This window comes from Myroides oncorhynchi, from assembly GCF_020905415.1.
GTDB classification, from domain to species: Bacteria; Bacteroidota; Bacteroidia; order Flavobacteriales; family Flavobacteriaceae; genus Flavobacterium; species Flavobacterium oncorhynchi_A.
In genome coordinates this window covers 3,089,244-3,111,144 of the sequence record NZ_JAJJMP010000001.1, presented here as the reverse complement: position 1 = coordinate 3,111,144, position 21,901 = coordinate 3,089,244, and the positions used below count along the sequence as shown (strand labels likewise).

Here is a 21,901-nt window from a genome sequence, read left to right as displayed (position 1 = left end):
TTATGGGTCTAAAGGTTCTAAAGGATTTACTTGTAAGAGTAAGTCAGAAGGATAAAAATCTAACAACTCTCCTTTTTGCTGTTTAACAATCTCACCAGGCAAATAACCCAGCTCGCGCATAAAACGATCTAAAAACTTCTTATCTGCTATAGACTTTGTGTGTAACTGATAAGATACAATCATACTTTTTTGTTTTATATCAAAACCGTATTCAATCATTAAACGAGTAGCATTTCTAAGATTAGTCGTGGTATGTCTAGCATAGGGTTCTACAATGATTGCTTGCTCTGGAATATTGTATAGTTGGATTAACTCCTTCTTCATTTCTATTGCTTCACAAGTCTGTGTACGATTGGGATGTACATGTCCTCCTGAAACAATAATAAAAGGAGCCTTACCTTGTTTATACTGTTCCACAGCAAGCTTTAAATTCAGTTTACCTAAAGCTCCTAGAGGATCTGTATAATTCTCTGGTCCATCCCCTAAAACGATTAATGCATTATACTCATACTTTTTAAAGTCAACACTTTTAGCATGTGCTATTGCATTTTTATTATACATCTGGGCTAGAGGCTCATATCTAATAGCTTCATCTCTGTGATTCATATACATTAGATATAATCCATAATCTAACATGGGTTCAAAAAAACTACGATTAGTATAGTCTGTTTCATTAGCTAAATGTTTTGCCCAAAATAGAGTTGCCCCTTTAAAATACCATGAGTTTTTATTGTAAGAAACAGAATCAATATTGGGATAAAAAGGTTTCTCTCCTAATCCATAAACTTTTAAAGTATGGTTTAATCCGCTAAAGTTTAACTTCGTTACATTAGAGATAAAGTCTTCCTTGTTCATCTGATTGTAGTTTATATACTTTTTAGACTGTTTTAACTGCTCAAAGAAAGCTTCTACTTTTTTATCTTTATTATTTAAGATAACTAGCTGATCAGAGATGTTTTTTATCTGATCATCTGTAAAAATATAACAGTGAACCAATTCTTCGCTCTTAGGGAAAGTTTCGCTATTTACTAATTTTCTTACTTGTTCTAATCTCCCCTTCTTTATTTCTGCAAATGCCTTATTAGTATTAAGTAACTTAACAAGCTCTGGTTGTTTAGATAGTTGATCTAAAAAATAAAAATTACTATCCCTTAAGAGTGTCACAGTTCTATTCTCATTACTCTGTCCAAAAGAAATAGAACAAACAGCAAGTAGAAAGCCTACTATTATTTTTTTCATTTGTATTGTCTTATTAGATTAATAATTAGGGTTTTGTTCAACTTTAGCAGTTGCTGCGTCCACATATCTCTGAGGTATTGGAAAATATTCATTCTTGCCTTTAGTAAAATGAGCATTAGTCAAGAAAGAACGCTTGCTTTTCTCTGCCTGTAAATATTGCTGATTAATTACTTTATCAGCTATACCCCAACGTACCAAATTAAAGAAGCGTTCTCCCTCCATCGCTAGTTCTAATCTACTCTCTAATTGAACTGCTTCTCTGGCCTTATTGACATCTGTCCAAGCACTATTGTATAGTCCTATCTTATAATTAGCTGCATATGACTTTCCATCTAATGTCATTACGTAACTAGAGTTTTTAGCTCTTTCTCTAATTGTATTTACAATACTACGTGCCTCTTCTAACTTACCTAATTCAACAGCAGCTTCTGCCTTCCAAAGCATTACCTGGGCATAGCGAATAATATAATAGTTTAATGCTGATACATAAGGCCATGTTTTACCATAATAAGGTGAGTTAGCAGATACTATTCTTTTCTTAGGAGCATAGGCTCCATAAGTGGCTAAATCTCTTGCCCAAGAAGACTCATACACCACACCTAAATCTTTATACGTTATACCTGGTCTTCCTACGGTATAATCTAATCTAGGATCAACAAAATCTTGTGTCTTTACATCTACATTATCCTTTACTGGTAGTCCATTACTATCAGTCTTAAATGCATTAACTAGATTCTGTGAAGGTCTGTGAAAACCGTACTGAGGATAAAAAGGTCCTCCTGGGGCTGTAAGACGATCTCCTATACTTCCATTATAGTTATTAGGATCACCATCACTTATAGAATGTTGAACAGCAAATATGACTTCTGAGCTATTGTCATTTTCTGGTAAAAACACATCTTCAAAATTAGACAGAAGTTTGTATTGACTAGACATTACCTCTTCAGAGATTGTATAAGCCTGTTGCCATTTATTTTGATATATCATTGTTTTCATCAGATAAGCTTTAGCTGCAATGCTAGTTGGTCTACCTACCTGTGTTTGTTTAGAAGGTAATACTTTAGCTGCATTAGCAAAGTCTGTAGCTATTTTTTGCCACAACTCTTCAGAGGTAAATTCTACATTAGAACGATTATAATCCTCTACCTTTATAATAGTCTCATCTATATAAGGAATTCTATTGTAAATCTTCTTTAGCTCAAAGTAGTAATGCCCTCTAAGAAAGAACAATTCTCCTTGTCTTTGTTTTTTAAGTTCTGGATCAAATTCCTGTGATTGACCAAGTAATCTTAATGCATCATTCACCCTTTTTATTCCTTCATATAGTGCAGTCCATTTGCGTTCGATATCTATTACAGTAGGGTCTGTTTGATATAACTCCATTCTGTGTATCTGTCCCTGATCTCCAGTACCCCCACCACCTTTATATGCATCATCAGAAGTCACATCTCCAAAGCTCCAATTAGAAGCAGGAGAGTTCATCGCATTGGAAGCATTATCCATCTGCCCATTAAGCATTTTATAGGCTCCTATAATGACTCTTTCTACGTTTTTAGGATCAGTCATTTTATCTGGAGATACTTCTCCATAGGTAGTTTCATCTAAGAAGTCACTTGAACATGAACTTACAACACCTGTCGTAATGGCTAAGACAAGCATTATTTTATATACTGTTGTTGTAATATTTTTTTTCATCACTTATGTTTTAATAGTTAATGCTTAATCCCATAGAGAAAGTGCGTGCAGGAGGATAAAGTCCACGATCGACTCCTATATCTAGGTTTTTATTACTCTTAGAGTAACTCTGTAGACCTACCTCTGGTGTCAGACCACTATAGCTAGTTATAGTAAATACATTTGTCGCTTGTAAATAAACTCGCATCTTTAGATCCTTATTAATTTTCTGTCCAAAAGAGTATCCTAACTGTAGATTGTTTAACTTAAAATAAGAACCGTCTTCTACATAATAAGAAGATGGACGAATATTATTGTTTGTATCATCTAATGATAATCTTGGGATAGACGCATTGGGATTATCTGGAGTCCAAGCCCCTAATACATCTGAAGACTTATTATATGCTGATTGGTTAAAGAAATGAGAATTGTACTTGGTTAGGTTATAAATCTTATTGCCAAAGCTTCCATTAAAAAACATACTTAAATCAAAACCTTTATACTTCAAGTCTACATTAAACCCTAAAATAAAATCAGGATGAGGAGATCCAATAAACGTTCTATCATTATCATCTATAACCCCATCATTATTGACATCTCTAAAGATTAAATCACCTGGTTTAGCATTGGGTTGCAATTTATATTGATCTATCTCTTGTTGACTTTTAAAAATCCCATCATTAACATATCCAAAGAACGATCCAATGGGTTGACCGATTGCAGATCTAGAAATCTCCTGTCCAAAATTAACACTGTGTAAAGAAGAAGATGGAATACCCAGGTAGTTAACTGAATTTAAGGCTGTCAATTTATTTTTATATGTTGTGAAATTAAAGTTCACATTATAGTGAAGCTCCTTAATATTGTCTTGATAAGACAAGTTTAATTCTAAACCTGTATTTGTCATCTGCCCATCATTAACCCATTGTCCATCATTAGTACCTCCATAAGTTAAAGGCAATGATTTATATACTAAGATGTCTTTAGTCTTCTTGTCATATATATCTGCAGTAATATTTAGCTTGTCGTTAAAAAACCCTAAATCAACTCCTATAGAACTTTGTGTTGTCGTTTCCCATTTTAAATCTGGATTAGGTACCCTAGATTGAATTAAACCTGTTTCTACTTTAGACTGGTCTCCATTAATATCATAATTAGAATTATAACTATAACTCGAATAGCTCTTAATGGTAGAATAAGAAGGAACCTGTTGGTTTCCAGTAATTCCCCATCCTCCTCTAAGCAAGAAAGAAGTAAAAGTATCTCCAAAATCAAAGAAGTCTTCCCTATCTAATCTCCAACCTAAAGATACAGCAGGGAATGTGTCCCATTTATGATTAGCTAAGCGAGATGTTCCATCTCTACGCATGGTGGCCGATACAATGTATTTGCCATCATAGTTGTAATGAACCTTACCAAAAAAAGAGTTTAATGACCATCCATTAGCATTACCACCATTTAATTGGTTAGCAGTCCCATAATCTAAAAACCAATAATTAGGATCTTCATACATAAAGTTCTGTCTCGAGGCAGAGAATCCTTCATAATAATATTGTACTCCTTCTTGTCCTAATAATACATCAAAGTTATGATTACCTAATTGCTTCTTATAATTCAATGTATTTGTAAAGGTAAATTGATAATTAAAAGAATTTTTGGTTGAAAGTGAATTAATAGGATTCAGTACTAATATTTCATTAAACACAGGCGAGAAATTTCTAGCATTGATATTCACATAATCAAGCCCTATAGAAGATCTAAAAGTAAAGTCACTTACTTTTAACTCTCCAAATATGTTTCCTAATAATCTTAATTCCTTTGTTTTGTTATTTTTATTGCGAGCCAGACGTCCTCGTGGATTCTGAATATCGTTTAAGGGATTACCTGCAAACTCTCCTAATTCATTGTAAATAGGCACAATAGATGGATACATAAAAGCATTATAAACTATAGATCCTAAAGCAGCATTGGTACCAATACCTACATTCTCTGTATAAGAAGCATTAAGATTCTCTCCTATTGTCAACACCCCATCAAAAAAGCGGTAATCAGAATTAAAACGCCCTGAAACTCTCTTAAAATAAGTGTCTTTTATAATTCCTTGCTGATCAAAATAGCCCAATGAGAACAACTGACTAGCATTCTCACCTCCTTTAGCTAACGAGATATTGTGCGATTGAATTGTTGCGGGATTAAATATCTCTTTTACCCAATCCACATCCGCGCTTTGAATAGACTTATCTTTAGTTAAATACTCTGGAAGAATTGCACCATTTGGATCACTTCCATAAATATCATGCCTTGGAGTTACACCATCATTTCTATAGGCTTGCCAAAGCATATCTCCATACTGCTGTGCACTTAACATCTTAGGAAGATTAAAGGCATTCTGAACACCTGTAAAACTACTTACATCGATAGATAGTTTGTCTTTTTTACCTCCTGATTTTGTTGTGATTACAATCACTCCATTAGCAGCTCTTGAACCGTAAATAGAGGACGACGCAGCATCTTTTAACACCTGCATAGAAGCAATATCATTACTATTGATAGAATTTAGTCCATTAGCCACAGGTACACCATCTACGATAACTAATGGTTCATTGTTATTAATAGTACTAAAGCCTCTAATGCGAATAGAATTCCCTCCTCCTGGGCTGTTCTCACTCATTACTTGTACTCCTGAGGCCCTACCTTGTAACATTTCAGCTACGTCTGCTTTGGGCGAATCCTTAATACCATCTACATCTATAGTGGAAATAGCAGCTGTAATATTTCGCTTGCTCTCAGTGGTATATCCTGTAATAACAATTTCTTCTAAACTACGTGTATCCTCTTGTAGTACAACCGATACATATTCAGTATTCTCTACTTTTAACTCCTGAGTTGTATACCCTATATACTCAACTAGTAACACATTTGATTTACCTGGTACTACTTCTAAAATAAAACTACCATCCAAATCAGTAGCTACAGCCTTATCAGAGTCTTTTAATTTAATGGTTGCCCCTGGAAGTGTTAATCCGTTTGCATCCTTTACCACTCCCTTAATCTTTATCTTATTGTCTTGTTCATTTGTAGAAGTATTGTTTTGCTTGGTAAAAAGGTTTTGTGATTTAAATGTGATAAACTTATCTGATACCTTATAAGTTGATGCCGTCTTTAAAGCAATCTCTTCTAATAACTTATCCAATTCTCTTTCTTTGCTGGTAAACTTAATAGCAATAGATGTATTTAATGTAGAAGGTGAATAAACCACTTTATAGGCAGTCTGCGCTTCTATTTTTTCAAATAAGCTCTTGACTGTTTCCGAAGAATGATTGACATAGACATGAACATTTGTCTTATCAGAAATATTCTGATTAGAGGCATACAGACCTGTACTTAATAGAGAAAGACAAAAAAAATAGGTCTCTACTTTTAACCGATAATAGTAATTGAATCTCATTTGTTGGTGTTATTAATAATTATAGTTTTATTTTCATATTTGTAATCAAAATCATACATATAACTCACACTCTGAACAATATCTTGAAGAGTTGAATTTCTAAAATCTGCTTGAATAAATACATCGGTTGAAATATAATCTTCTAGGAATTGGATTGGAACATTAAACTCTTTCTCCATTATTGCTTTCCATTGTTTAAGACTAACCCTATTCATTACTAAAGAAGTGGAAGAAGAAGAAATACACCCCAATATATCTGTGGTGTTTTTATATAACTTATGATCTTTTAGCCATGCTTTTTCGGTAGCAGTTAAAATGACATAATTCTGTTTATCGATTGAATTACTCACTTTTACTCGTCCAGTAGAGACTTCTACCTGATTTTGTTTGATCCAAAAAGAAGTTCCTAAAACTTGGGTTTCGAAGTTGTCAGACGAAACAATAAAAGGTTTAGAGGCATCCTTGGCTACTCTAAAAAAAGCTTCCCCTACCAGTTTTACCTTTCGAGTTGACTCATTAAAATCATTTGATACGATTAACGTTGAATTATTACTTAACTCTACTAAAGTACCATCTGGTAGGTTAATATGTCTAGTCATCCCAGAACAAGTGTAATGTGATAACTCTTGACCACCAGGGGTAGTAATCTTATAAATAGCTAAGCTAGCTACTAATAAAAAAGAAGAACTAATCAGTAATAAACGATGATTCCTGTTTCTTTTTCGTTCTCTAGTTTTCTGCTTTATCTTACTATATATAGAACCTCTAAGCTTACTATTGCTTTGTATAGCCTTTAGATCTATAAGCGGTCTTTTCTGTAAGTTGTCAGAAAAGTCTTCCACTACCTTGTTTTCTTTTAAACTGGCGGTACCTAATAAATACTTATGTAAAAGATGTTTAAACTTATTTTGCATACTTTTAAGATTGTCTTACATAAGTAAGAGGCTTCTTTTTTTACAATCCCCTATGCAAAAACTAACACTTAACCTATTGTTAATACAGGTAACAATTAGGTAACACTACTTTATCCCCATTAAGTAACCTATTATAATTACATAATCTACTGTATAGGGAAGAGTCGTTTTTATACTCTTTAAAGCTTTACTAATCTGATTATCTACTGTACTTTCAGATATTCCAAGTCTTGTAGCAATTTCTTTATAACTAAGCCTATTGCTATAACGTAAAATAAATATCTGGTAACACTTCTGAGGTAATACTTCCTGTGCTTTACTATATATCATACTTAGTAGTTGTTCTTTGTACAAAAACTCTTCCTCTTTGGTTAAAACCTCATTATCCACAAGTGCATTATAAACCTGTTCTAACTGGACAGTATTAAAGTCTTTTAAACTAATGGCTTTTAAGCTTTTATTGCGAACAGATTGGATTAAATAAGCCTTAGGTGTATCTATAGTTAAGTTGCTATAATTATTCCAAATATTAACAAAGACTTCCTGCACCACATCTGCCGATAGAGCCTCATCTCTGGTAATATTACATGATAAATGATATAATATATCCCAATACTTATAATAATTAGTATCAATCCATTGATCTCTTGATAGTGTCATCTTATGTCTGTATTTAATATAGGCTAAAAGTATAGTTTAATGTATCGATCACAATTAAATAATCATTAACAATAAATTATATTATTTAAAGTCTACCTAAAATCATCCTAGGTTTATCCATTTTTATTCTTATCTTCTTGCCCTAGGAAATAATCATCATGAAAAAAGATATCTTTATTTGTCATAATTGTCCAATGACACGAACAATGGCTACCATTGGCACAAAGTGGAAACCAATAATTATCTATGCAATCGGACTTAAAACATTGCGTTTTGGTGAAATCTTTGCTCGAATAGAAATAATCTCTAAAAAAGTATTAACTCAACAGCTAAAAGAACTTGTAGAAGATAAAATCATTACTCGACAAGAATATAATCAGGTGTCTTTAAAAGTTGAATATACTTTAACCCAAAAGGGAATTGAGCTTTTAAAGATTTTAAACCAACTCACTCTTTGGAATCAGAAATACAACACCACTGATTATAAGACTGAATTTGATTGATTTTTAGAAAAACATACACAAGATATAACTTAAGAGAGTTACATTAAATCAAAAAAAGGGAGGCTTTTCTTAAAACAGAAAACCTCCCTTGCTTTTTTATTTTGTTCTTCCTATAACACTAAATGGCACTGGTATCCATCTATATTTCTTTTGCTTTTTTTGTATTCTACCAATACCTGGAAATGATTGATGTGCTGCCGCGATTAAGCTTTGAGCTTCTGCCATATTGTGGTAGAAGCTATCTCGGACTTGCTTGGCTAATTGCATGTCTTGATCAAAATGGTTGGTCATAAAAGGATCTTGAAACTGCACACTTTCCACATGTATTAAATCTCCCCAAAAGTACATACTTTCTTTATTGCTTGTTAAAACAAAAACAGTATGTCCTGGGGTATGTCCCACTGTTGGTAAAACCTGTATATTGGGTAGTAAATTACCTGGGGCATTTTTAAAGGTTTTAATCTGATTTGCTTTAAAACAAGTTAAAACTACCCTTTGAACATCCTCAGCAATTTTTTGTTGTTCTTTACTTGCAATATTTTGGTTTTTACTCTCATCGATGGTCTTTGTCCAAGAATCTAATTCTACTTCATTTACATGTATTATAGCCTTAGGATACACTATACTATTATTAATAACTAGCCCCCCAACATGATCAAGGTGAATATGAGTTATTAATATATCTGTAATTTGGTCAGGGGTTAAACCATATTGCTTTAAGGTTTGTAGCAATTTTCCAGCATTAGAGCCAAATAACTCACCAGCGCCTGTGTCCACTAGAATATTCTTGTCTTGATACTGAATTAAATAAGCGTTTATACTCACCTCTACCGGATTTTGTAGATAAGCCTTAAAGGTTAAATCACTTGGTTTAACCTTGGCTGAAGGCTCAAATAAATTATCAACATCTATATCCACACTACCATCACTAAGGGCTGTAACTTTAATATCTCCTACTAAAACACTGTAGTAGTTATATTGAGCTCAGCTAGTGATGCTAAATAAAAATAACACCGCTGCATAGATTAACTGCATATTTAATTTGTTATGTCCTCTCATTTTTTCTTTTTTAAAAATTAATACGGCAAAGTTATCTCTTACCTGGTATCAAAAAAAGACTCTAGCAGCAATAGGGGTTACCTTAGGGTAACCTGTATTTAATACAACTAAAAACATTTGTGTCTTATGCCTATTGATTATCCTTTTATCAAGAGGGTATAGTCTAGCTTTATTTTTTGATTATCTTGCACCTATAAAACCATCCTTATGCTTCAAGGAAATATACAGACTGCTAATTCTTCATTTATACATGTACAAATCTTTGATCAACAAAATATTTTTGATCAAGCCAACTTTGGACATCCTTACAGGCCTACCCGCTCCTCTTTTCTATTTGTCAAAAAAGGAACACTTAGAGTTCGTGAACAGATTAATGAATTTCAGATTATCGAAAACTCTATTTTTCTTATCGATGTCAAGTATGTATACGAAATCCTAGATATTACACCAGATGCAGAATTGCGTTTATTAAGCTATGATCGCAACTTTTTAGAAACTGCCTCTTTTAAGCTACACCGTTTAAAGGTATACCGCGATCTAAAAACACAGTTACAACGCAATTTTCACATCACAAAACAAGAGCTGGATATCTTCTGGACCAATGTAGAATCACTGAGTTATTACCTAGAACGCACAGACCAAATCGAGTATTCACAATACATTATAGAGAATTACTTTAATATTATACTATATCACCTTGTGAGCATTGCCACACCTAGAAGTGAAGACTCGATTAATCAGATGACTTCACAACAAAAAATCACCTATAAATTTGTGATGCTGGTCTCTGATTATTACCTAGAGACAAAGTCTGTTGAGTTCTATGCAGATAAACTACAACTCTCTATTAGGCATTTAAGTACGGTAGTCAAGCAAACTTCTGGTAAAACACCCTTAGAGATTATCAATGAGTTTATATTTAACGAAGCTAAAGCCCAGCTGTCAACTACCACTTTACCTATCAAACAATTAGCCACCAAACTACAATTTAGTGACCAGTACGCCTTTGCCCATTTCTTTAAAAAGCATCAAGGAAATAGCCCAACCCAGTATAGAAAGATGTTTAAATTATAAAATAATACTTTTAAACATCTTTTTTGATATTCTTAATCATTTTATACCATGTGCTACTGAGCTAACTTTGCCTGTATAAAGTACAAATAAAATGAAAAGAAATATTCACAAATACTTTTGTGGATTAGGCTTACTACTACTCTCATATACTTCAATATATAGTCAAGTAAGCGATCAAACACTTAGTATAGAGCAAGCTGTGAATTTAGCGATGCAGAATCATCAACAGTTAAAAGTCACATCTCTAAACAAAAACATTAGCCAGGGGCAAACTCAATTACTTAAACAACAACGCCTACCTAATCTTGTATTCACTGCCAATGCCTCCTATATCGGAGATGCACTTATATTAGACCCAGATTTCAGTAAAGTCATGACCAAAGATATGCCTCACTTTGGCAATAGCTATGCAATACAGGCATCTGAATTACTATATAAAGGTGGAGCGATTAACAAGAATATAGAACTCGCTGAAATAGGTGAACAACTTGCCTCTCTTGATCTTGTAGAAGATCAACAAAGCATAAAATTCTTAGTTATCTCTAACTACTTAGATGTATATAAACTAATTCATCAAGAACTGGTTTATCAAAACAATAAAAGATTAGCTCAGATTAGGCTAGAGAACGTAAATCGATTTTATAAACAAGGGATGATGACCCGTAACGAGGTAATTAGAGGAGAACTTGCTTTACAAAACATAGATCAAGCCTTGTTAAGTGTAGATAACAATCTATCGATTCTCAATTATAATTTGACAATCGCACTGGGATTACCCACTTCAGCTAAAATAACACCTAATGAAGCTCTTGTTCACAGGGCTCTAGATGGTGACTATAATTATTACTTAAACCTTGCTTATACACAACACCCTATGATACAAAGAGTAGAAAAAGGTGTTGAAGCAGCACAAAAAAAGATAGAGATTGCTAATACAGATAAGTATCCTGGGCTAGCTGCAGTAGGTGGGTATAATATGACCAGACCAATTACAACGTCGAATCCTGTGATGGATATGTATTCTAATGCTTGGCAAGTAGGAGTATCTCTGACTTATAATATTGATAATTTATACAAGACTCCTAAAAAAGTCAAATTAGAGAAACTTCAAAAAGACAAAGCTGAAGAAACATTCATCCTTGTAGAGCAACAATTAGAAATGGGAGTCAATGCTGCTTATACGAAATACGATGAGGCTATACAGAACGCTAATCTATTAAAGAAAAGTCAGCAACTCGCCCAGGAAAATTACAAAATCATAGAAGCCAAATACCTAAACCAATTAGCTATACAGGCCGAAATGACTGATGCGACTAATGCAAAACTAGAAGCGGAACTTCAGTACGCTAATGCCGAAATAAACGTATTATACCAATATTATAATCTGCTTAAGTCAACGGGAACACTTTAATAAATTAAGAATTTGTGCCTTCAGCATAATGTACTTATATGATGTGATATAAATTATGGGTAGAATAACCCCGCTCTTCGGGCAACCCTCTAAAGGAGTACAAGTTACTATTTATCAATCATATACCTATACAATACGTCTATGCAGGGCTACTATTCTCCTTCTTGAAAGGGGTGGTTAAATGCCTACCTAAAAGGTAGGTTATAGGCACAACAACAACTTCACAAAAAAAACAATGGAAAACAAAGAAAATACAACTCTAGAACAACCTATTCAGGCTCCAGTAGAGCAAGTTAATAATGATAAAACTTCACAAGAAGAAGCAAAGCAAAGCAAGGCTAAAGAAGACAAAAAAAAGAAAACAAAGATACTCTTAGTCAACACCCTAACATTTGCAATAATAGGAATCGCTTTCTTCTGGTTATTGACAAAATACTTTCACATCAACGATAAGGACTACACTGAATCTGCACAGGTAGAAGAATACATCAACCCAATCAATACGCGTGTATCTGCTTATATTAAAGACATTAAGTTCATCGAACACCAGCAAGTCAAAAAAGGAGATACGCTTATTATTCTTGATAATAGAGAAATCATCACTCAAGTAGAACAAGCTGAAGCAGCCTACTTAAGTGCCTTAGCTGCTAAGAATGTAACTAACTCTTCTATCCATACAGCATCAAATAATATCGGGGTATTTAGCTCTAATATAGAAGGTGCTAAAGCAAGACTGTGGAACGCCGAACAAAACAATAAAAGATACGAGAATTTACTACAAGCTGAGGCTGTTACTCAACAACAATATGATCAAGTAAAAACAGAGTACCAAGCTGCTAAATCTGCTTATGAGAGTTTAATAAAACAACAAAATACAACCAAGCTTTCTGTATCAGAGATAGAAACTCGTCTTGCTCTAAATGAAGCAGATATCAAGCGTACAAAAGCAATGCTAGATATGGCTAAACTAAATCTGTCGTATACTGTGATTACAGCTCCTTATAACGGCGTGATGGGACGAAGACTAATCAGCGAAGGACAACTACTGTTGCCTAGCCAGCAAATCACAACTATTGTAAAAGATAATGAGAAATGGGTAACAGCTAACTTTTTAGAATCACAAATGAACAATATCCAGATAGGTAGTATTATCAATATGACAGCTGATGCTGTAAAAGGAATACGCTTTCAAGGAAAAGTAACAGCTATCTCTGCTGCTACAGGTTCTAGATATTCTAGTATGCCTACAGATAACTCTACTGGTAATTTTGTCAAAGTACAACAGCGTATCCCTGTACGTATCGAATTTACCAATACCAATGATATAGAAAACATCTCTAGCCTTAAAGCTGGGATGAATATGAATATACAACTGGCTAATTAATCATTAACGGTTTTTACTCAACTTTAATAGTTCATTGTGAGTTTTAAAATAGTTAACTGTGAACTAGGAAGTATTACCTATCAAAAGTAGTATAATCTTCTGCAAAAAAACAAAATAAAAAAAAACAAAAATGTATAACAAAGGATTATTTCACCAATGGGTACCCAAGCCAGTCATGCTATTACTCATTGTAATCATAGCAGCTGTGTTCTGTAGTATTAGTGGAATATATACCACTAATATAACCAATATCGTAGGTAGTACTGGAGCATCAACCGAATACTACCTATGGGCTAATTATGCCTATGCCATAGGTCTGGGTACAGTCATGCCTCTTATTGTTAGAATCAAAGCGCGATTCAGAACAAAACAGCTTCTTGTAACCTCACTAACGATGTGTGGGCTATTATATTTGGTACAATCTACCACAGATCAACCCTATATCATTATTGCCTGTTCTTATCTTATTGGAGTATTTAAAATGATGGGAATGATGGAGGTAGTATTACCCCTTATGATGATTTTAAGCAGAGGTGGTAACAGAGGTATATTTTATAGTATCTACTACTCTGCCCTACTAGTTATCACCCAATTATCAGGTTACTTTGTAGCCAAGATTAGCTTTCTATACAGCTGGCAGATTAGCTATATGAACCTAGCAATTATGTGCTTTGGAGCAGCCTTAATCTGTATTATATTTCAGCACAATCAACGCTTTATGCGCAAGGTTCCCTTTATTTACATTGATTGGATTAGTATTATTTTATTCAATGTGACATTTTTAACCTTAGCCTATATCCTAGCCTTTGGCAAACAACAAGCTTGGTTTGATTCAGAAATCATAAGAGATGCTTCATTGCTATTTGGCATTCTCCTATTTATTTTTGTCATTCGCCAGCAGTTAATTAAAAGACCCTTTTTACCCTTAAATGCTTTTAAGAAAAATAATGTAAGACACGGTACCATCATGCTGTTGTGCCTGGGTATGTACCTGGCTACTGCTACGATACAGAATATCTTTGCAGTAGCAATATTAGGATACAATCCTATGATCAATGCCTCATTAAACTTATTACTAATACCAGGACTTATTACAGCCGCTGTTGTATGTTACTATTGGTATAAAAACCAGATTCCAATGCGCATGCTTATCTTCTCTGGATTCTCAGCATTCCTTATCTATAGCATCATGATGTACCTTAGCTTGGTTACAGAATTCAGCTATTCGATGTGGTATCTACCAATCTTCTTTAAAGGATATGGAATGGGAGTTATCTTTATCACCACATGGTATTACACCTTAGACAAACTAGACTTAGCTAGTATGTTAGGACTTATCGGGTTTGCTATTCTATGGCGTACATTCATCGCTGTAGGGATGTTTAGTGCACTATACAGCTGGATACAATATCAGTTCCAAATCCAAAGTCTAAACAACTTAGCGATATATTTAGACGATGTTATATTACTAAGATCCGAATCTGGCATTAGCCTGTCTCTGGTTCAACTAAACGGGGTACTAGCAGCAACCAAGACGGTATATGGTTATATTAATATTGCGGGTATAGGGGTATTACTATATGTTTTATTCCACCACTATGGTAGAACGCGTACTCTGAAAACCCGGGTGTACATCAACAGATTGGGTAATCTTATGATGAGTAAAAAAGACAAGCAGAGTATTGATAATCAACTCCCTAAAAATATATAATTTTGTACTTTTGATCCCCTAGGTATTTCATTTTACTGTTTAACCTAGGTAATCCTTAGGTTTTTATTACTATTGGTAAGATAAAACCTAGGGATTTTTTATGCCCTAAATTTATTTAAACGATTATCTCTTTAAGAAAAATAATATAAAATAAATCACCTAAATATTACAAGATTACATACCAATAACTTAAACAATATGGATTATTTGTCTTTTAATGAAATATAAACAATTATAACATTCCTATAGGTTAAATAATTCTACTTGTTAGCTTAATATCCATTCTATCAAAAAAAATAAAATACAGTCTTCAAATCTTTTTAGTAGCCTTTTATCAATTTAAAAGTTTACTACATTTCTCTTATCACTTCCTACAATGTAGGATAAATAAAAAAGCAACAAGATAAAATTGATCTTGTTGCTTTTTTATTATTTTAAAGAAATTTATTAAGGTTTCTCCTTTACATTTTTAAGCCCTTTATTTACTATTATAGTAGGGTATGCATCAAATGTACCAGGCTTCACAAAATTCAAAGTAACAGAAGCTACTCTTGATCTATATTCATCTGTACTTATATCCACTCCGGTAGCAGGCTTCTTATTTTTTATATCGAAATGGAATGTGTAAGGAACTGTTCCTTGAAATCCTGCTTCGGGTGAAAACATAACTTCACCTGAGGTAGAATCATAATTAAAGACTCCAACTCCAGGTTCAACTAAAATATAAGGATTAGGTGAATTTACAAGCTCCTTACTTAAAGGATCCATTCTCTTAAACCTAAAAGATGTATTATCCAGATACAGTATAGATTTAATTGGCGGATTTAAAACGGAATAAACATTTGAATTATATCCATATGATCCATAAAGCGCTTTAATTGTAGTTGGTCTATCAATTACAACACCCTGAATGCTAATATCGTTAGCTACAGGCGAGAATGGTAAGCTCAAGGATATATTACGAATATAAGCTCGTATTGATGCCCCTCCAGTAGAACCAGTAAAAGCCATTTTTAAACTTGATGGCACAACAATATCCATACTTCTACTACTAGTTGAACTTGTTCCTAATTGTTCAGTATAATTTATTTTCCCAACTCTTGGTAAAAAATAATTCTTTACCACAACAGATTTAAAATTACCATTAAATATATCAACAGAAATAAAAAAGCCATCTTCTCCTCCTACATCATCTCTACCAGGCACAAGCGAAATCATAGCTTTACGATAGCCTGAATCACCTAATCCTACATTAGCCTTATTACTTCTAATATCAAAACGTTGTCCCTCAAAACCACGTTGTCTAGTTTCTACAGCACCTGTGGTTCTATTTAAATAGTAATTAAGGTTTTCTTTAGTGTTTACAGCAAAAAGCACAGGATATCCCTCTAAAGGTACACTTGAATTATAAGGTCCCCTTAATACAACATAATCACCTTTACTATCATCATTAATAATACCATTTCTAATCTCGTCACTATTTGTCATTTTATTCTTATAGTTTCCAAATAAATCTAAACCTAAGCCTAAAAATCCTTTAGAAAATCCCTGTCTTCCACCGGCAGAACTACCATCTCTTATATGAGCATATCCCAACCCTCCACCTTTAACTCCCATTTTTGGATCAAGTGCTGTTGCATCATACAATACCATAGCAATACCATCTCCATAACGAGGTGAAGCAGAACCAAGATCCATTCCAAATTCAAATTCCAAAATAAATCCTTTATCTGTTGTAAAATTAAGATTATCTAAAGAAACTCCTGCATACTGTTTAAGATTATCTACAAGTTTTATTCCATCTTTAGTAAAAGTAATCAAACCAGGGGAAGGTGCATCGTTGGTACTTTCTCCTAAAATTTTAAAACCAACATTACTTTGTCCTGAATTAAAATATGGAAAGTTATTTTGTCCTTGAAAAACTTGACTAAAAAAAAGAAAAAAAACTACTATACCACACTGGATACTCTTACAATAAAATATTTTAAATTCTTTCATAATTAAATAGAGTTACCATTAACCATTAATACATCATTACATTTATAGCCAAAGTTTAATCTTACAGTAGCTGTATTTGATCTAAATTGTTCACTTCCTAAATTCACATTATTCTCAAGTATTTTTTCTTTGTTACGTATTGTAAAATACACCTGATCAAAATTAACAGTAACTCCTCCCTTTTTTGGAACAAAAATCATTTTGTGTGTAACAGGATTATACTCATATGTACCATTGTCTGTTACTGCTATATAAGGCTGTGCAGTATCCTCGTAAAGTCCATTAACTAAAGTTCTAAACTGGAAACTATACGTGTCTAAAAACTCTTCTTTTCCCAATAAGTGAATGTCTCCTTGTCCGTTATACTTATTGTTATCAAATCCAACACTATTTGCTAAAACATCAAGTTCAATTGGTACATCTCTACATACATTATCAACAAATAAATCTTTTACAGATGGTGAAAATGGCATATATAGACTTAGATTTCTTACTATATGTTTTTGATTATATCCTCCTGTTGAGGCTGCAAAACCTATCTTAAAAGTTTTAGGTGCCTTCATAACCATTGATCTTAGTTGATTACTACTCTCTGAACTACCTATAGCTTCCATATAGTTTATCTCAACATTATTGGGTAGGAAATAATCATTTATAACACGACTTCTTTCATTTTTATGTACTATATACACTGACATATAATACCCATCAACATTATTTCCTTTTTTTCCAGGCAGCATTGAAATCTCCACTCTACGATACGAGTCATGTCCAAAAGAAGCATCAATATCATTCTCATTTCCTTGTGTATTTTCTCTTAATTTAAATGAAAAAGGTGTATCTTGAGGAGCCTGTGGTTTTGTATCATATAATCCATTAGTGAAATTAAGCATTGTTCTTGATTCCATATTTGTAGTACTTTGTGAAATTAACACAGGATACCCAGCCTGATCATTTGGTCCGGCTTGACCTCTAATAGTAATGTGATTTTTAGCCTCTGGATCACCATTTTCTAAGGTGCTGTTACTAACACCTTTTCTGATTCCATTTCTATACTCGTTACCTACATCTCTTCGATATTTAAATGCTCCCCATAAATCAACACCAACAGCTAAGAAACCTTTTGTCAAACCAACGTTAGAAGAGCTCCCAGGTGTTTTATATGAATAACCAAGTCCTGATCCATCAGATCCCATTTTAGGACTAGTTACGACCCCGTCAAACAACACTAAGGCTAAACCATCTGCAAAACCAGAACCTCCTGTCATTAAATAATCAAATTCAATAATAAACCCACGATCTACCGTAAATGCTAAATCATTTAAATAGAATCCTCTTGTTGTAGATCCTGTAGCAGGAGTTAATGTTGCTCCATATTTATCAAAAGTTACTTTACTGCTACTGAATTGTGTAAAGTCATTTTCAGAGATTAAAGTACTTTGATAAGGAAACTGAGCATTACTTTTAACATGGGACATAAAAAACAATAACAAGCTAAGTATAAAGACAATATGCTTTCTCATATCTTACTTTTTAACAATGATTATATTTAAATAAGAAGAGGCAGTTAATTTGCCTAAAGCAGGTTTAAATACTAAATTGTGCTTATGTATTGCTCCACTTATATCTGTTTGAATCAAAGGAGCTGTTGCAAAAGCTAGAGCATCAAATCCTGTAATAATAAAAGTAACATCATTGGGTTGCCATAATGTAGCTTTATCTTTTATCTGTTTACTATACTCTGCATACAAATCAATAGTCTGAACAGCATCAAGATACATCTTAAGTGGAAATGGCGGCATATATATCCATTGACCTTTAGGTGAACTATATAATTCTTCCCAATTTACTCCATTCCATATTTTCAAACCAGGACTTATTGTACTTGTAGCTCCACCAACGTGATATACCTGTAGCCCTATATGTTCTTTTTTATTCTCTGGCGTTTCTGTTTTTACTAAAGGTATTAACTTAGTTAGGTCTGTTAGCATAACTCTTGGCATTAAGAATCCTTTACTTGCAGCCACGTTATCTGCCCCTACAACCATGTCCTTTAAATCTAAAATAGCACCTTCGGCTGGTAATTTACCTCCACCTATTACCGTTTGTCCATAAGACATTCCCAAGTTAGTCCCAACTAACATCAAACCAATTAACAAACACTTTTTCATAATTGTTTTTTTTGCAATTTTATCAATCCTTTTAAAAATTCAATATAGTAGTTTATTAGTCCCCCCTTATGCAGAACTATTAAAGTATTTAATGCTATTGGCTTTTTTTACTAACAAAAAACCTATAATTTGTTAAAAATAAAAATACAATCTAAGCAAAAGCAAAACACATGTCAAATATAAAAAAATAAACTAACTAATTAACACAAAATAACATTTTAAAAACTATTATTAATTATAACATTTTATTAAAGTATTCAAAATTAGATACCAATATGACTTAACAATTATTTAATAAAATAGAAGTTTATATTATAAAACCACCGATCTTAAAACGTGTATCCATTTGATAAAATAAGGAGGAGTACATTACTAATTACCTAAATTAAACGGGGTATAACTAACTTTTTATAGATTGTATATTAGATACCTATAGTTATTTTACTCACTAAATCATTCGTATGATACTAAATGGAGATGCATATTATTAAACAACAATTTTTATAAACATAAAAAGCTACCTCAAATGAGATAGCTTTTTGTTTTTTTACTCGGACGTCTTGGTTAGGGATTCGTCTTTATAAATAGAAAAGAAAAAATTTGTTACCTATTTAATTCAATTAGAATCATATAATTTCATTCTTGAAAGCAGTATAATTAATAAATGAAAAATTAGGTTTTAACATATTTTAAAAATAACATTATTTAACCTAAAATACTATGTTATTTTTACTTATCTAAATATTTTTTAAATTAAAATCAATAAAAACACATAAATAAGCAATATTAAATCATTAAAATAATGGTATTTTAACACTAAAACATCAAAAACTAAATTCTATCAAAATAGCCAATACTTTTTATTGTCATTTTATTGCACTTTTTACAAACAAATTAGAATCTATACTACTAAATAGTGTCAGTAAAAGTCTGAAGCTAAACCTAAATCCCAAAAAAAGCTTCTAGAATACTTTTCTATTTTTTATCTTGTAATAAAAACTTGTATATCAATCCTGCTACCATTGCCCCTAATATTGGTGCTGATATAAATAACCACAGTTGTGGCAGGTACTCTCCACCGGCAAAAATAGCTTGTGAAATAGATCTAGCAGGATTAACCGAAGTATTAGTAATTGGTATAGAGATTAAGTGAATTAGTGTTAATGCTAATCCAATAGCTATACCTGCAAATTTAGTATTAGCTTTCTTATCTGTACTACCCAAGATAATAAGGATAAAGAAGGCTGTTAAAACAAACTCAGTAACAAAAGCAGAGATTACATTAAAACCACTTGGAGATAAATCTCCATAACCATTAGCTGCGAAAGCTCCAGGTAATGTGTTGTCAATAGCACAAACACCACTTCCTGTATAAATCAAATACAAAACAGCCGCTGCGCTAACTGCTCCTAATAATTGAGATCCAATATAAGGTAAAATCTCTTTACCTGAGAATCTGCCTCCTATATACATTCCTATAGATACAGCAGGATTAAAATGTCCTCCTGATATATGCCCTACCCCGTATGCCATTGTTAACACGGTAAGACCAAAGGCAAGCGACACCCCTACAAACCCAATACCTACATCAGGCACTGCGGCAGCAAATAATGCACTTCCACATCCACCTAATACTAACCAGAAAGTTCCTAAGAACTCAGCAAAATAATTTCTCATAGCAATTTTAAATATGTTTACTATTAGGACTTATCAAAAGCTTAAAGTCACATACCGCGAACAATGTTTAACGCTATCACTAAGAATACCTATTTTAGATTAACACCTTGTTAAACCCCTATATTCAAATTAAAAAACAGCATATTAAGGATAAAACTTATTATACTAAAAAAATACACATTGCGATTATCACAAACCTTTAACCCTTTTAAGTTGACATATACATTTTTGAAATTATATAAATAACTCTACGAATTATACAACAGATTAAATTACCTTAAAAGAGGCGTCTAATTAAAAAATAAGTATCTTTGTCGCATACAATTGAACAATTCAGACATTTAGTGAAAAAACACTTATCCATATTATTTTTATTCTTATCATTTCTGGTGACGGCTAGCCCTATTATAGAGTGGTCTTGTACACAAGAGGTGATGACATGTGGTATGGAGATCAGCAGCGAAAACACTGCAACATGTTGTTCAAAAGATATGGAGCAAAGTTCTCATGGCATGGATATGAATATGCCGTGCTGTAGTGTAGCTTCACGTGTATTAGTTACATCTACAGAATTAAAGGTTCAAACACCTAAAGTAATCCAAGATACAAAGTCGAAAACAGCCAATATTAAATCACAGTGGTTTAACTCAAACTACTTAGAAGATTTAAAGTCTATTGATTTAGTCTCTGTTTCTCCTCTTTCTGTTTGTGTTTCTGGATTTAAGTTTAAAGATATAGACCCCCTGTCTTATATCTGTATTTATCGTATATGATTTTCTAATCTTAAGTAGCTATCTCATTATCTATATAATCTATAAAGGTGATTAATACTTATATAGCTACTTTACCCAGAGCCAAGAATCGAATTTTAGTAAGAACCAAAGTCTTCTTTATATCATAAAGGACTTGTACACTAATCTTTTAAGGATTTTCTTATTACTCAATGCATTCTTCTTTGGGCTCAATGATGATTACAAC

Annotated in this window: 16 protein-coding genes; 6 read left to right on the top strand and 10 right to left on the bottom strand. The window is 32.8% G+C overall.

All coding sequences use genetic code 11. The features are described 5' to 3' along the window. From LNQ81_RS13470 to LNQ81_RS13450, 5 genes are all read right to left on the bottom strand, one after another. Positions 1-1,239, bottom strand: a complete 1,239-nt coding sequence (locus LNQ81_RS13470; RefSeq protein ID WP_229947578.1) for a YdcF family protein — start codon at positions 1,237-1,239, stop codon at positions 1-3. 18 nt (positions 1,240-1,257) lie between these two features. Further along, on the bottom strand, positions 1,258-2,934 hold the full coding sequence (locus tag LNQ81_RS13465; protein WP_229947577.1) for a RagB/SusD family nutrient uptake outer membrane protein: 1,677 nt from the start codon (positions 2,932-2,934) through the stop codon (positions 1,258-1,260). 10 nt (positions 2,935-2,944) lie between these two features. Next, positions 2,945-6,361, bottom strand: a complete 3,417-nt coding sequence (locus tag LNQ81_RS13460) for a SusC/RagA family TonB-linked outer membrane protein (protein ID WP_229947576.1) — start codon at positions 6,359-6,361, stop codon at positions 2,945-2,947. Further along, positions 6,358-7,275 carry a FecR family protein gene (locus LNQ81_RS13455; protein WP_229947574.1) on the bottom strand — a complete coding sequence of 306 codons (918 nt, stop codon included), beginning with the start codon at positions 7,273-7,275 and terminating at the stop codon, positions 6,358-6,360. Before LNQ81_RS13455 ends, LNQ81_RS13460 begins: the two co-directional genes overlap by 4 nt. Before the next feature lie 105 nt (positions 7,276-7,380). Further along, positions 7,381-7,935, bottom strand: coding sequence for a sigma-70 family RNA polymerase sigma factor (locus LNQ81_RS13450; RefSeq protein WP_229947573.1), 555 nt, complete (start codon positions 7,933-7,935; stop codon positions 7,381-7,383). A 158-nt stretch (positions 7,936-8,093) separates the two neighbouring features. Here LNQ81_RS13450 and LNQ81_RS13445 point away from each other — a divergent pair, with 158 nt between their 5' ends. Then, positions 8,094-8,438 carry a winged helix-turn-helix transcriptional regulator gene (locus LNQ81_RS13445; RefSeq protein ID WP_229947571.1) on the top strand — a complete coding sequence of 115 codons (345 nt, stop codon included), beginning with the start codon at positions 8,094-8,096 and terminating at the stop codon, positions 8,436-8,438. Positions 8,439-8,534: 96 nt separating this feature from the next. On the opposite strand, the gene LNQ81_RS13440 is transcribed toward LNQ81_RS13445, so the two are convergent. After that, on the bottom strand, positions 8,535-9,356 hold the full coding sequence (locus tag LNQ81_RS13440) for an MBL fold metallo-hydrolase (RefSeq protein WP_229947569.1): 822 nt from the start codon (positions 9,354-9,356) through the stop codon (positions 8,535-8,537). A gap of 348 nt (positions 9,357-9,704) precedes the next feature. Here LNQ81_RS13440 and LNQ81_RS13435 point away from each other — a divergent pair, with 348 nt between their 5' ends. From LNQ81_RS13435 to LNQ81_RS13420, 4 genes are all read left to right on the top strand, one after another. Next, positions 9,705-10,571, top strand: coding sequence for a helix-turn-helix domain-containing protein (locus LNQ81_RS13435; RefSeq protein ID WP_229947566.1), 867 nt, complete (start codon positions 9,705-9,707; stop codon positions 10,569-10,571). Between the two features lie 91 nt (positions 10,572-10,662). Beyond that, positions 10,663-11,982, top strand: coding sequence for a TolC family protein (locus LNQ81_RS13430; RefSeq protein ID WP_229947563.1), 1,320 nt, complete (start codon positions 10,663-10,665; stop codon positions 11,980-11,982). A gap of 235 nt (positions 11,983-12,217) precedes the next feature. Next, positions 12,218-13,366 carry an HlyD family secretion protein gene (locus LNQ81_RS13425; protein WP_229947562.1) on the top strand — a complete coding sequence of 383 codons (1,149 nt, stop codon included), beginning with the start codon at positions 12,218-12,220 and terminating at the stop codon, positions 13,364-13,366. A 130-nt stretch (positions 13,367-13,496) separates the two neighbouring features. Continuing rightward, complete coding sequence (locus LNQ81_RS13420; RefSeq protein WP_229947560.1) at positions 13,497-15,077, top strand: MFS transporter; 1,581 nt, start codon at positions 13,497-13,499, stop codon at positions 15,075-15,077. A 447-nt stretch (positions 15,078-15,524) separates the two neighbouring features. Here LNQ81_RS13420 and LNQ81_RS13415 read toward each other — a convergent pair whose 3' ends face one another. The 4 genes from LNQ81_RS13415 to aqpZ form a co-directional block, all read right to left on the bottom strand. After that, positions 15,525-17,075, bottom strand: a complete 1,551-nt coding sequence (locus tag LNQ81_RS13415) for a lectin-like domain-containing protein (RefSeq protein WP_229947557.1) — start codon at positions 17,073-17,075, stop codon at positions 15,525-15,527. Positions 17,076-17,077: 2 nt separating this feature from the next. Continuing rightward, positions 17,078-18,598, bottom strand: coding sequence for an L-type lectin family protein (locus tag LNQ81_RS13410; RefSeq protein WP_229947555.1), 1,521 nt, complete (start codon positions 18,596-18,598; stop codon positions 17,078-17,080). Between the two features lie 3 nt (positions 18,599-18,601). Then, entirely contained in the window at positions 18,602-19,246 is a 645-nt protein-coding gene (locus LNQ81_RS13405; protein WP_229947553.1) for a hypothetical protein, read from the bottom strand. Between the two features lie 975 nt (positions 19,247-20,221). Beyond that, positions 20,222-20,923: an aquaporin Z gene (gene aqpZ, locus LNQ81_RS13400; RefSeq protein WP_229947551.1), complete on the bottom strand. Its 702-nt coding sequence runs from the start codon at positions 20,921-20,923 to the stop codon at positions 20,222-20,224. Positions 20,924-21,234: 311 nt separating this feature from the next. Here aqpZ and LNQ81_RS13395 point away from each other — a divergent pair, with 311 nt between their 5' ends. After that, a complete protein-coding gene (locus LNQ81_RS13395) occupies positions 21,235-21,696 on the top strand; it encodes a hypothetical protein (protein ID WP_229947549.1) in 462 nt (153 codons plus the stop codon). Positions 21,697-21,901 lie beyond the last annotated feature (205 nt).

Bases quoted from the DNA above. Each gene is read 5' to 3' on its own strand.
- LNQ81_RS13425 (WP_229947562.1), top strand. From the start codon at position 12,218: ATGGAAAACAAAGAAAATACAACTCTAGAACAACCTATTCAGGCTCCA.
- LNQ81_RS13460 (WP_229947576.1), bottom strand. From the start codon at position 6,361: ATGAGATTCAATTACTATTATCGGTTAAAAGTAGAGACCTATTTTTTT.
- LNQ81_RS13470 (WP_229947578.1), bottom strand. From the start codon at position 1,239: ATGAAAAAAATAATAGTAGGCTTTCTACTTGCTGTTTGTTCTATTTCT.
- aqpZ (WP_229947551.1), bottom strand. From the start codon at position 20,923: ATGAGAAATTATTTTGCTGAGTTCTTAGGAACTTTCTGGTTAGTATTA.
- LNQ81_RS13430 (WP_229947563.1), top strand. From the start codon at position 10,663: ATGAAAAGAAATATTCACAAATACTTTTGTGGATTAGGCTTACTACTA.
- LNQ81_RS13405 (WP_229947553.1), bottom strand. From the start codon at position 19,246: ATGAAAAAGTGTTTGTTAATTGGTTTGATGTTAGTTGGGACTAACTTG.
- LNQ81_RS13435 (WP_229947566.1), top strand. From the start codon at position 9,705: ATGCTTCAAGGAAATATACAGACTGCTAATTCTTCATTTATACATGTA.
- LNQ81_RS13465 (WP_229947577.1), bottom strand. From the start codon at position 2,934: ATGAAAAAAAATATTACAACAACAGTATATAAAATAATGCTTGTCTTA.
- LNQ81_RS13450 (WP_229947573.1), bottom strand. From the start codon at position 7,935: ATGACACTATCAAGAGATCAATGGATTGATACTAATTATTATAAGTAT.
- LNQ81_RS13415 (WP_229947557.1), bottom strand. From the start codon at position 17,075: ATGAAAGAATTTAAAATATTTTATTGTAAGAGTATCCAGTGTGGTATA.
- LNQ81_RS13445 (WP_229947571.1), top strand. From the start codon at position 8,094: ATGAAAAAAGATATCTTTATTTGTCATAATTGTCCAATGACACGAACA.
- LNQ81_RS13455 (WP_229947574.1), bottom strand. From the start codon at position 7,275: ATGCAAAATAAGTTTAAACATCTTTTACATAAGTATTTATTAGGTACC.
- LNQ81_RS13410 (WP_229947555.1), bottom strand. From the start codon at position 18,598: ATGAGAAAGCATATTGTCTTTATACTTAGCTTGTTATTGTTTTTTATG.
- LNQ81_RS13420 (WP_229947560.1), top strand. From the start codon at position 13,497: ATGTATAACAAAGGATTATTTCACCAATGGGTACCCAAGCCAGTCATG.